Annotated in this window: 7 protein-coding genes; 3 read left to right on the top strand and 4 right to left on the bottom strand. The window is 70.1% G+C overall.

All coding sequences use genetic code 11. The features are described from left to right. Nucleotides 1–8: 8 nt before the first annotated feature. Both RKD23_RS07720 and RKD23_RS07715 read right to left on the bottom strand, forming a co-directional pair. A complete protein-coding gene (locus tag RKD23_RS07720) occupies nucleotides 9–2,675 on the bottom strand; it encodes a cellulose binding domain-containing protein (RefSeq protein ID WP_424852976.1) in 2,667 nt (888 codons plus the stop codon). Between the two features lie 227 nt (nucleotides 2,676–2,902). Continuing rightward, nucleotides 2,903–5,815: a glycoside hydrolase family 48 protein gene (locus RKD23_RS07715; protein ID WP_424852975.1), complete on the bottom strand. Its 2,913-nt coding sequence runs from the start codon at nucleotides 5,813–5,815 to the stop codon at nucleotides 2,903–2,905. A gap of 458 nt (nucleotides 5,816–6,273) precedes the next feature. Between RKD23_RS07715 and RKD23_RS07710 the strand changes: the two genes are divergently transcribed. The 3 genes from RKD23_RS07710 to RKD23_RS07700 all read left to right on the top strand — a co-directional run bounded on the left by RKD23_RS07710 (nucleotide 6,274) and on the right by RKD23_RS07700 (nucleotide 9,357). Next, nucleotides 6,274–6,510, top strand: coding sequence for a hypothetical protein (locus RKD23_RS07710; RefSeq protein WP_424852974.1), 237 nt, complete (start codon nucleotides 6,274–6,276; stop codon nucleotides 6,508–6,510). A gap of 31 nt (nucleotides 6,511–6,541) precedes the next feature. Then, entirely contained in the window at nucleotides 6,542–8,275 is a 1,734-nt protein-coding gene (locus tag RKD23_RS07705) for a glycoside hydrolase family 6 protein (RefSeq protein ID WP_424852973.1), read from the top strand. Between the two features lie 179 nt (nucleotides 8,276–8,454). Then, complete coding sequence (locus RKD23_RS07700) at nucleotides 8,455–9,357, top strand: class I SAM-dependent methyltransferase (protein ID WP_424852972.1); 903 nt, start codon at nucleotides 8,455–8,457, stop codon at nucleotides 9,355–9,357. Between the two features lie 68 nt (nucleotides 9,358–9,425). Here the strand turns inward: RKD23_RS07700 and RKD23_RS07695 are convergent, their stop codons facing one another. Beyond that, nucleotides 9,426–10,262: an aldo/keto reductase gene (locus RKD23_RS07695; protein WP_424852971.1), complete on the bottom strand. Its 837-nt coding sequence runs from the start codon at nucleotides 10,260–10,262 to the stop codon at nucleotides 9,426–9,428. A gap of 109 nt (nucleotides 10,263–10,371) precedes the next feature. Next, the gene (locus RKD23_RS07690; RefSeq protein ID WP_424852970.1) at nucleotides 10,372–12,198 is read right to left on the bottom strand and encodes an AMP-dependent synthetase/ligase; all 1,827 of its coding nucleotides are present in this window, start codon (nucleotides 12,196–12,198) and stop codon (nucleotides 10,372–10,374) included. Nucleotides 12,199–12,308 lie beyond the last annotated feature (110 nt).

Genomic DNA, 12,308 nt, shown 5'->3' with positions numbered 1-12,308 from the left:
GCTGCGGCTCAGCTCACCGTGCAGGACTGGTCGCCGAGCTTGAACGCGGTCGGTTTGGCGTTCGTGCCGGTCCAGTTGCCGGTGAAGCCGAAGCTCACCGAGGAGCCGGCGGTCACGGTGCCGTTCCAGCCGACGTTCTTGGCCGTCACCGTTCCGCCCGAGGTGGAGAGGTCGGCGTTCCACGCCTGGGACACTGTCTGCCCGCCCGGGAAGGTCCAGCTCAGTGCCCAGCCGTTCCAGGCGCCGGCGCCGGTGTTGGACAGCTGTACGTCCGCCTGGAAGCCCCCGGACCACTGGTTGGTGATCTTGTACGTCACCGCGCAGGCACCGGTCGGCGTGGGGTCGGGGCCCGGACCGGGACCGGGGTCGGTGCCGCCGCCGGTGTCGGAGGTGTCGCCGTAGATGATCCCCCGGCCGTTCGTGCCGATGTACACGCGGCCGTAGACGCGCGGGTCACCGGTGATCGTGGCGCCCGTCCAGCCCCACTGGTGGGCGTCGTCGTTGATCCGGGTCCAGGTCGCGCCCCGGTCGGTGGAGCGGAAGACGCCGCGGACGCCGCCGATCTTCGCGCTGGTGTAGAGCGTCTGGTACGAGGCTCCCGGCGCGGCCTTGCCGAAGCCGACGGTGTCGGCCTGCTCGACGTTCGACAGCTTGGTGAAGCTCGCCCCGCCGTTCGTCGAGTGCCACAGGCCGTACGCCCCGTCGCTCGCCCCGCCCGCCAGCCACACATCGCCCTTGGTGCCGGGCAGCGCCTTGAAGCGGACGCTGTCGCCGCTGGGCAGACCGGTCGCGGCGGAGGCGGTGAAGGTCGCGCCGCCGTCCGAACTGACGTAGAATTTGCCGGACTTGAAGCCGTAGAACACCTTCGGGTCGACCCGGTCCGCCTCGACGACCGCGCCCGCCGGGATACCGGTCGACGCCGACCAGGAGGTGCCGAACCCGGTCGCGTAGTGCACGCCCGCGCCCTGCGGGCTCCACACGAAGCGGGTGCCGTCGGCCGCCGCGGCGACCGTGCCGCCGCCGCTGACCCCCGAAGGGTCCTGCCCCGCGAACCAGTTGGCGCCGTTGTCGGTGGAGAACGCGATGTGCGGACCCGAGTCGAGGTTGCCGACCCGCACCACCGTGTTCGGGTTGGTCTCGGCGAAGTCCAGGCTGGTGGTCGTGGTGAAGTTCGGCGAGGTGTACATCATCGCCGGCACCTTGGTCAGGTCCGTGTGCCGGAAGCCGCCGATGTCACCGAGCGCGCTGAGCAGCGGGGCGCCCGACGGGGGAGAGGCCAGGTCGAGGACGGCCGTCTCCTCCAGGCCCTGCACCATCGGCTTGATGGCGAAGGTGCTTCCGCTGTCCCAGTTGGTGAGGTTCTCGGTGCCGTAGACCGTGGCTCCGGTGCCGTACATCATCCGGTCGGAGTTGAACGGGTCGATCTCCAGCGACTCCGTCATCCACCCCAGTTTCGGGGTCTGTTCGGGCGGCGAGGGGTTCGCTCCCCAGGTCAGCCATGGCGAGGACGAGACGTCCATCGTGAAGCGGTTCTGGCGGTTCGGGTAGGACGAGTAGTCCCACGCCTTCGTCCAGGTGCCGCCGCTGTTCGTCGAGCGGAAGATCTGGGTGTCCGGCCACCAGGAGCTGTACGCCGTCGCCATCACCGTGCCCGGCTTCTGCCGGTCGATCGTCAGACCGCTGAACCCGAAGTAGGTGTCGGCCTCCGCCACCGGGCTGATGTCCGTCCAGGTGCCCGTCGCGGTCGCGTACCGGTACAGCCGGCCCTTGCCGCCGTCGTACGGGCCGCCCGTGTCGCTGTAGGCGAGATAGAGGTAGCCGTTGCTCGCGTCGAGCACGCCCTTGTGGGCCAGATAGCCGGTCGGCTGCCCGGGCACCCGCGACCAGGTCGCGCCCGCGTCCGTCGAGCGGTAGACCGCGTTGTCCTTGTCGGCGACACCGACGTAGATGGTCTTCGTGGCGGTGCCCGAGGTGCCGGTGGACTCGTCGAAGGTGACCCAGACGATGCCCTGGTTGTCGCTGTTGTAGCCGGAGGTGTCGCTCGGATCGGCCACGTAGTTGCCGACGTTGGGGAAGTTCGTGACCTGCGACCAGGTCACGCCCGAGTCCGTCGACCGCCACAGGCCCTTGCCGCTGGGCGCGCCCAGGTACAGCACGCTGTTGCGGTTCGGATCGACCGCGAGACGCTCGCCCATGCCGCGGCCCGGCATGTTGCCGCCCAGCTTGAACGGCAGGTTCGTCCTCTGCCAGGTCGCGCCCCGGTCCGCGGAGCGCATGACCGCGCCGTTGCCCGGGTCCCAGCCGTTGGTGTACGTACCCACGGCCGCGTACACCCGGTTCGGGTCCACCGAGTCGGACGCGAGGCTCACCACGCCGGTGTGCCCCCAGTCGTCCCAGCCGACCGAGTCCAGCAGCGGCGTCCACGTCTTGGAGGACTCCACCCAGCGGTAGGCGCCGCCGATGTCGGTGCGGGCGTAGGCGAGATTCTTCTCCTTGCGGTTGAACACGATGCCGGGGACGAAACCGCCCCCGTCGATCCGGGCGTTCTTCCAGGTGTAGCTGTCGGCGGCGATCGCCACCGATCCGCTCTCGGGCGCGCCGACCGCGGCGGGCGCGCCCGCCAGCAGGCCGGCCGCGAGCGCGAACACGGCCGTGAGGATGCGGGTTCTTCGCACGGTGGGGATCCTCTCCCTTGGGGGTGGAAAGGCATGGATGACCGGGCGGCCCCCGTGCGGGAGGGGGCCACCCGGCCGGTCGGCCCCGCCGTCAGGTGACGGGGCCACGCACACGGAACTTTCAGACGCTCTGCGGTGAGGTACTCAGGGGCGCGGGGAACTGCGCGAGCAACCACGACGAACCCGCAGCCGAAGTACCGCCCAACCCGCGGAGCGACTGGCGGGGGCTATTCGAGAAGCTCCGCGTACGAACCCATGGCCAAGGCGATGTCCGCCTGGGCCCAGAACCGGTGATACGTGAACGACGGCACCGCACCGCCCGCGAGGTACGACTCGATCTTCGACCAGGCCGGGTCGTCCTCGTAGAAGGAACGGATGGACTCGAACGTCGACGACGAGTTGATCGCGTCTCCGTTCGGCATCGTCCCCGTCCAGCCGCTGGGGACGTAGATCGGGTCGTCGAAGCGGCTGTAGTCGGCGCGGTTCTCCGGGACGGCGATGCCCAGGGCGTCCTGGTTGTTCTTCCACATGCCGTCGAGCAGTGCCTTCGCGGTCGAGGCCGCCTGGGTGTCACCCGAGCGGTCCGCGTAGTACGTCAGGGTCTTGGCGTACGCGGCGGCCACACCGACGTCGTTGGTGTAGTCGGCCACGGACACGTGCAGTCCGTTGTTGGCACCGGGGCTGGAGGCGTTCCAGGTGTCGGGCTGGCCCGACCACTGGAGCGTCGACGGGATACGGAACGTACCGTCGGGGTTGACGGTCGTCTCCGACAGCGCCCAGTCGACCCACTTGTCGAGCACCGCCTTCGCGGCCGCGTTGCCCGTCTGCTGGTAGTACTCGGCGACACGCTCCATCGACCACGCCTGGAAGCCGAACCACTGGTTGGACGGCGGGTCGTGGTAGACGGGCTTCTCGTCGTAGTACATGCCGTAGAAGGTCGACGTGCCGGCCGGCGGAGCGGCGTACCGGCCCGCCCAGCTGTTGGTCGCGCCACCGGCGATCGCGCCCTCGCTGGACTGCAGCCAGCGGTAGAACTCGATCTGCCGCGTCAGCGACCTGGACCAGTCGGCCGAGCCCGTGGCGGACTTCGGCTTCAGCGGGTCGTAGGAGCTGAGCGCGTACGCGGCGAGCGGGTTCTGGTAGCCGCCGTGCGCGTGGCTGGAGCCGATGCGCCAGGCCCAGCCCGCCGAGGTGTCGGTGGCACCGCCCCAGGCGTAGTACCAGGACAGCAGGTAGTGCGAGGCGTCCTTGCCGGTGCCGGCCGGGCAGGACGGGCTGGTGCAGTTGCCGATCTTCTTGAAGTACTTGTCGTACATCGCGTAGCGCAGGTAGTCGCCCATCTTCGCGGCCTTGGTCACGGTCGCGGAGACGTCCGAGCCCTTGCCCTGCTGCTTGGCCCACACGTCGGCCCAGTACGCGGCCTGCACCGCGCGCGCGTCGGCGTCGGGCGCGTTGGTGAACTTCCACTGCTTTGCGTAGCTGGAGTCACCGGTGAACAGGTCCAGATAGCCGTTCCTGCCGCCGTACTTGAACGCGTCGCAGGTGGGCTGCGGGACGGTCTCCCACACCGACTCCTGCGGGCCGCGCTGGAAGGTGTTGATGTAGGACGGGCCGGTGTCGGTCGGGCCCGCCTCGCACTTGCCGGGCGAGTTGCCATAGCCGTAGACGTTGTCGACGTCCTGGATCCAGTGCATGCCGTAGACGTCGTCCGTGCCGTACGCCGACTTCAGCTCGCCGGCGATCGGGTCCGGGCCCACCGAGACGGCCGTGTCCAGCCGGGACGGGTACTCGTTCGGGGTGTCGTGCTCGGGGGCGTACGTGGCCGGCTTGGAGGCGTTGTAGAAGGAGTTGGTCGGCTGGTCGGCGTGGGTGGGGATCATGTACTTCTCCATGATCTCCCAGGCGCCGTTGAACTTGGTCCAGTCGCCGGTCACCTTGCCGTACATGGCCTGCAGCCACAGGAGGTAGCTGTACGCCTCCGAGGTGGTCTCATGGCCGTGGTCGGGCGCCTCGACGATCAGCGTCTCCACCGAGTGGTAGGGGATGCCCTCGGGGGAGAAGTAGCCGTTCGCCGGGTTGGTGATCTTCCCGTACAGCTCCAGGAACCGGGCGTCGTACTCCTTGGTCGCGGCGATCTCCGTCACCGTGACCGTGGCCTTGGCGTGCCCGGTCGCCGTCGAGTCGAAGGTCGCGGCTCCCGTGCCGGTGGCGTTCGCGGTGATGGTCACCCGCTGCGCGGTGTTCCAGTTCTGCGGGGTGAAGGTCAGGCTCGCCCCGCCGGTCACCGTCAGGCCGGTGTTGCCGCCGGTGCGGGCCGTGGTGACGGTGACGTTGGAGGAGGGCTGCGTGGACAGCTTCACCTCGTAGGTGCCCGTCTTGCCCTGCTGCACCGGGAGTTGGGTCGGCGTGGCGACCACGGACGGCCCGGAGGCGACCGTGATGCCGACCGGGGTGGAGTCGGCGGAGGCACCCAGGCTGTCGTACGCCTTGGCCACCAGCGAGTGGTTGCCCACGGCCAGGTTCGACGCCGAGAGCGAGTACGGCGAGCTGGTGTCGGTGCCGAGCAGGGTCGTGTCGTCGTAGAACTCGACCTTGGTGATGGTGGCGCCGTCGGCCGCGGCGGCGGTCGCCGCGAGCGGGACCGCGTTGCCCTGCGTGTACACCGCGCCCGCGGTCGGGCTGGTCAGCACGGTGATCGGCGGCTGGTGCGCGCCGGCGCAGGTGGTGCCGTTGATCGCGAAGGACGTCGGTGCGGCGTTGCTGCCGCTGTAGGTGAACTGGGCGCCGGTCGACACCGCGGCTCCGGCGGCGATCGTGCCGTTGTAGCCCGCGTTGCGCACCGTGACCGACTGCCCGGACTGGGACCAGGTGCCGTTCCAGCCGTTGCTCAGCCGCTGGTTGCCCGCGTAGGCGTAGGTCAGCGTCCAGCCATTGATCGGGTCGGTGCCCCGGTTGGTGATCGTGAGGTCCGCGGTGAAGCCGGACCCCCAGTCGTTGGTCTTGTAGTCGACGCTGCACTGAAGTGCCGCTGCCTGGGCGGGAGTCGAACCCGTGCCCAGCATGGTCAGGGGAAGCGCCAGAGCAGCGACGACGGCCGTCCACAGCCGTCGGACCGTTCTGCGCCTGCGAGGGGGACGCACGTGCTGGTTCCTCCTTGCGGCTCGGAGTAAGAAGTCAAGGCTTGAACCAGTGGGAGCGCTCCCATAGTGAAGACGGGGTGGTTTCCGGTCAAGGTGTTTGAAGAGTCGAAAAGATTCGACGAATGCGATCGGAGAAAAGTCAAGCCGATCCCCTGTCCTTTACCGGCACTTGGCGCTACCTTCCTTCGCACCAGTGGGAGCGACTCCACCAGTCGACACGTGCCGTCACAGCGCGTCCGAACTGCAAGGAATCGCTCATGCGACACCCCCCGCGTTCAGCTCTTTTACTCGCCGGGGCCGCGCCGGTCCGTGTGGTGGAGCACTCCGTCACCTGCCGGTGGGGACCCGGATTCCAGGGATCCGCGAGGATCACCAACAGCTCGGTCCTGCACGGTGGTTGTCGGCTGCCCCTCGGCCTCGCCGGAGGGCTCAGAGATCGGCCAGGGCTGGAACGCCCGGTGGCCCCGGCCCTGTTGTGCCGTGACCACCGCGAGCGAGGACCCCAAATCCCCCTGGCGACGGGCGAGATCGGCGAGAACACCTGCGCGTGGTGCGACGCGCGCGGCCCGTCCCACCCGGGCCGGCCGAGCACCCTGAACCGCGCCTTCGGGCCCGCCCCGATCACCGCCCACGACGGCACCCCCATGCCGTTCGGCAGCGCGCTGCGCGACCAGCTGCGCGGCGCCACCCCGTAACCCCCCATCCAACATAAGGAAACCCGCACTCATGAGCCGTACCAGAACTGCGTTGCTCGCCGCCCTGGCGCTGACCGCCGGAGCCTCCGGGACGGCGCTCGCCGTCGTACCCGGTGACACCGGCATAGCCGCCGCGCCCTGCACCGTCGACTACAAGGTGCAGAACGACTGGGGCAGCGGCTTCACCGCCGCCGTGACCGTCACCAACAACGGGGCCGCCAAGTCCTCGTGGTCGGTGGGCTGGTCCTACGCCGGCAACCAGAGGGTCACCAACGCCTGGAACGCCAAGGTCACCCAGAGCGGAGCCGCCGTCACCGCCGCCAACGAGTCGTACAACGGCACGCTGGCGACCGGCGGTTCGGCCAGCTTCGGCTTCCAGGGCACCTACAGCGGCAGCAACGCGATCCCGGCGACCTTCACCCTCAACGGCGTGACCTGCAACGTCGACGGCGGCGGCCCGACCGACCCCGGCCCCACCGACCCGGGTCCGACGGACCCCGGCACGCCCACCGGCCGGGTCGACAACCCGTACGCCGGCGCCAAGGTGTACGTGAACCCCGAGTGGTCCGCGCACGCCGCCGCCGAGCCGGGCGGCAGCCGCATCTCCAACCAGCCCACCGGTGTGTGGCTGGACAGGACCGCCGCGATCAACGGAGTCAACGGCGGGATGGGCCTGCGCGCCCACCTCGACGAGGCACTGCGGCAGAAGGGCACCGGCGAGCTCGTCGTCCAGCTCGTCATCTACAACCTGCCCGGCCGTGACTGTGCGGCCCTCGCCTCCAACGGCGAGCTGGGCCCGACCGAGATCGACAAGTACAAGACGCAGTACATCGACCCGATCGCCGCGATCCTCGCCGACTCCAAGTACAGCGGCCTGCGGATCGTCACCACGGTCGAGCTCGACTCGCTGCCGAACCTGGTCACCAACGTGACCCCGCGGGCCACCGCCACGCCCAACTGTGACGTGATGAAGGCCAACGGCAACTACCAGAAGGGCGTCGGCTACGCCCTGAACAAGCTCGGCGACATCCCCAACGTCTACAACTACCTCGACGCGGGCCACCACGGCTGGCTCGGCTGGGACGACAACTTCGGCCCCTCCGCCGACATGTTCAAGACCGCCGCGACCACCGAGGGCGCGACCGTCGCCGACGTGGCCGGCTTCATCGTCAACACCGCCAACTACAGCGCGCTGAAGGAGAACAACTTCAAGATCACGGACTCCGTGAACGGGACGTCCGTGCGCCAGTCCAAGTGGGTCGACTGGAACCGCTACGTCGACGAGCTGTCGTACGCGCAGGCCATGCGCGAGAAGCTGGTCTCCGTCGGCTTCGACTCGAAGATCGGCATGCTGATCGACACCTCCCGCAACGGCTGGGGCGGCAGCGCACGGCCCGCCGGCCCGGGTGCCACCACCAGCGTCGACACCTACGTCGACGGTGGCCGCTACGACCGCCGCCTCAACACCGGCAACTGGTGCAACCAGGCCGGCGCGGGTCTCGGCGAACGGCCCAAGGCCGCTCCCGAGCCGGGCATCGACGCGTACGTCTGGATCAAGCCGCCGGGCGAGTCCGACGGTGCCAGCTCGGCGATCCCGAACGACGAGGGCAAGGGCTTCGACCGGATGTGCGACCCGACGTACACCGGCAACCCGCGGAACAACAACAACATGTCCGGCGCCCTGCCGAACGCGCCGCTCTCGGGGAAGTGGTTCTCCGCGCAGTTCCAGGAGCTGATGCGCAACGCGTACCCGCCCCTGTCGTGACGGGACGACCGGTTGGACCGATGACCGTGTGACATGACGGCTGCTGTGCCGGGACCGGGCCGCCCCGGCCCCGGCACAGCACCGCCGCACTGCCGCTTTTTGCGGTTACGGCAACACCACTGGCCTCTCCCCGGTGCGTCGGCGCACGCTGGCCGCATCCGGAGGAGAGGCTGACCACCATGGCGCACGCACACCCCGCACCCCACCAGCACGGCGGGGGGCACCACGACCACGACACCACCGACATCGACTGGGCCGAGATGGGCCCCCTGCTGGAGGCGCAGGCGGAGCTGTTCACACCGCTCTACGAGCACGCCCTGTCCTGGCTCGCCAAGCGGCAGACGGACCCGGGCCTGGTGGTGGACGCCGGCAGCGGCCCCGGTGTGGTGGCCGGTCTGTTCGCGGAGACCTTCCCCGGCGCCCGCGTGGTCGCCGTCGACAGCACCGAGCCCCTGCTGGAGCGCGCCCGCGCCCGCGCCGAGCGGCTGGGCGTCGCCGACCGCTTCGGCACCCTGGCCGGTGAGCTGCCCGGTGTCCTCGGCGACCTCGACTACCCGGCCGACCTGCTGTGGGCCAGCCGCAGCCTGCACCACCTCGGCGACCAGCGCGCCGCCCTCGCCGTGTTCGCCGAGCACCTCGCCCCCGGCGGCACCCTCGCCCTGATGGAGGGCGGCCTGCCCGCGCGCTACCTTCCCCGCGACATCGGCTTCGGCCGCCCCGGCCTCCAGGCCCGCCTGGACGCCCTGGAGTCGGAGTGGTTCACCCGCATGCGCACCTCCCTGCCGGACACGGTCGACGAGACGGAGGACTGGCCCGCCCTCCTCACGGCAGCCGGCCTCAAGCCCACCGGCACCCGCACCTTCCTCCTCGACCTCCCCGCCCCGGCCCCGGACCGCGCCCGCGCCTACATCGCCGCGCACCTCACCCGCCTGCGCGACGCCATGTCCGACGACCTCACCCCCGAGGACCGCACCACCCTCGACCGCCTCCTCGACCCCGCCGACCCCGCGAGCGTCCACCGCCGCCCGGACGTGTTCGTCCTGGCGGCCCATACGATCCATACGGCTACGCGGGTGCAGTGACGGCCGGGAACGCACGAGCGCCCCGCAAGCCGCGCAGGCTCCCGGGGCGCTCGTCGCCGAGTGACAGGTCAGGCCATGTCGAACGTCGCCGGGTTCGGGCCCAGGCGGCGGTCCTCGTTGAGGGCGCTGATCGCGGCGAGGTCCTCGGTGTCGAGGGTGAAGTCGAAGACGGCGATGTTCTCCGCGATGCGGGAGGGCGTCACGGACTTGGGGATGACGATGTTGCCGAGCTGGAGGTGCCAGCGCAGGACGACCTGGGCCGGGGTGCGCCGGTGCTTCTGGGCGATGGCGACGATCGCGGGGACCTCCAGGAGGCCCTTGCCCTGGCCGAGGGGCGACCAGGCCTCGGTGGCGATGCCCTGCTCGGCGTGGTACTCGCGGGCGGCGTGCTGCTGGAGGTGGGGGTGGAGCTCGATCTGGTTGACCGCGGGGATCAGCGAGGTCTCCGCGATCAGGCGCTCCAGGTGCTCCGGGAGGAAGTTGGAGACGCCGATGGACTTGACGCGGCCGTCGGCGTGGAGCTTCTCGAACGCGCGATAGGTGTCGACGTAGAGGTCGCGCGACGGGGTCGGCCAGTGGATCAGGTACAGGTCCACGTAGTCCAGGCCGAGCTTCGCCAGGGACTCGTCGAAGGCGCGCAGGGTGGAGTCGTACCCCTGGTCGCTGTTCCAGACCTTGGTGGTGACGAAGATGTCCTCGCGGGGGACGTCGGAGGAGGCGATGGCCTTGCCGGTGCCCTCTTCGTTGCCGTAGATCGCCGCTGTGTCGATGCTGCGGTACCCGGCCTCCAGCGCGGTGGCGACCGCCCGCTCCGCCTCGGTGTCCGGCACCTGCCAGACGCCGAAGCCCAGCTGGGGCATCTCGACGCCGTTGTTGAGGATGATCGGGGGGACCTTGCTGCTCACGAGCTCTCGATCCTTCGGTTGACGTCAGGTGGTACGTACATCGTCAACGATCACCCGCCGTGATGCATTCCTGACCCGGAAATACGCCGACCAGAGGCGACGACCCGCCTCACACCCTGTACAGCGCCTCCACCTCCGCCTCGTACGCCTTCTCGATCGCCTTCCGCTTCAGCTTCAGCGACGGCGTGAGCAGCCCGTGCTCCTCGGTGAAGGGCTGCGCGAGGATGCGGAAGGTGCGGATGGACTCCGCCTGGGAGACGAGCGTGTTCGCCGCGACGACCGCCCTGCGGACCTCCATCTCCAGGTCCGGGTCGCGCACCAGCTCGGCCGGGCCGAGCGGCGGCTTGTTGCGCATCGTCAGCCAGTGGTCGACGGCGTCCCGGTCGAGGGTGACGAGCGCCGCGACGAAGGGACGGTCGTTGCCGACGACCACGCACTGGTGGACCAGCGGGTGCTCGCGGACCCGCTCCTCCAGGGGCGTGGGGGAGACGCTCTTGCCGCCGGAGGTCACCAGGATCTCCTTCTTGCGGCCGGTGATGGTGAGATAGCCGTCCTCGTCGAGCTGGCCCAGGTCGCCGGTGGCCAGCCAGCCGTCGTGCAGGGTCTCGTCGGTGGCCTTGGGGTTGTTGAGGTAGCCCTGGAAGATGTTGGGGCCGCGCAGCCAGATCTCGCCGTCCTCGGCGATGTGCACGGTCACGCCGGGCACGGGCTGTCCGACCGTGCCGTAGCGGGTGCGCTCGGGCGGGTTCGCGGTCGCCGCCGCCGTGGACTCGGTCAGGCCGTAGCCCTCGTAGATCTGCACGCCCGCGCCCGCGAAGAACAGCCCGAGCTGCCGGTCCATCGCCGAGCCGCCCGACATGGCGTTGCGGATCCGGCCGCCCATCGCCGCGCGGACCTTGGCGTAGACGAGCTTGTCGAACAGCTGGTGCTGCATCCGCAGCCCCGCCGACGGGCCGGGCCCGGTGCCCCAGGCCTTCGCCTCGACCGCCTCGGCGTAGCGCACCGCCACGTCCACGGCCTTCGCGAACGGACCCTCCCGGCCCTCCTTCTCGGCCTTGCGGCGAGCCGCCGCGAACACCTTCTCGAAGATGTACGGCACGGCCAGGATGAACGTCGGCCGGAACGCGGCCAGGTCGGGCAGCAGCGCGGCCGCGTCCAGTCGCGGCTGGTGCCCGAAGCGCACCCTGCCGCGGATCGCGGCCACCTCCACCATCCGCCCGAAGACATGCGCGAGCGGCAGGAACAGCAGGGTCGCCGCCTCGTCGCCCTTCTTGGAGTGGAACACCGGCTCCCAGCGCGCGAGGACGGTGTCCGCCTCGTACATGAAGTTGCCGTGGGTGATCACACAGCCCTTGGGGCGGCCGGTCGTGCCCGAGGTGTAGATGACCGTCGCCACCGAGTCCGGCGTGACCGCGTTGCGGTGCCGGTGCACCACCTCGTCGTCCAGATGCGCCCCGGCGTCGTACAGCTCCTGCACACAGCCCTCGTCGAGCTGCCACAGCCGGCCCAGGCGCGGCAGCCGGCCGATGACGGTCGCGATGGTCATGGCGTGGTCCTCGTGCTCCACGACCGCGGCCGTCACCTCGGCGTCGTACAGCATCCAGAAGCACTGCTCGGCCGACGAGGTCGGATACAGCGGCACCACCTGCGCGCCGATCGTCCACAGCGCGAAGTCGAACAGCGTCCATTCGTAGCGGGTGCGCGACATGATGCCGACCCGGTCGCCGAACCGTACGCCCTGTGCGAGCAGGCCCTTGGCCAGGGCGAGCACCTCGTCGCGGAACTCGGCCGAGGTCACGTCCCGCCACTGCCCGGCCTCGTCCTTGCGGCCGAGCGCGATGTGCCGCGGGTCCTCGGACGCGTGCTCGAAGACGACGTCGGCCAGACCGCCCACCGGCGGTGCCAACGCCGACGGAGGGTTGGTGAACTCGCGCAAACCCGCTCCCGCCTCGATCCGGCGCTCCGCACAGCGCCGTGAAAGCTACCCCACGTGTCCGGGCGGCGGGAGGGCCCGGGAACCGGAGGGGTGCTCAGGTCCGCGCTGGT

It is taken from the genome of Streptomyces sp. SAI-170 (assembly GCF_049739565.1).
Lineage (GTDB): Bacteria > Actinomycetota > Actinomycetes > Streptomycetales > Streptomycetaceae > Streptomyces.
The sequence above is the reverse complement of the archived record's forward strand: the minus strand, read 5'-3'. Positions and strand labels throughout refer to the sequence as shown.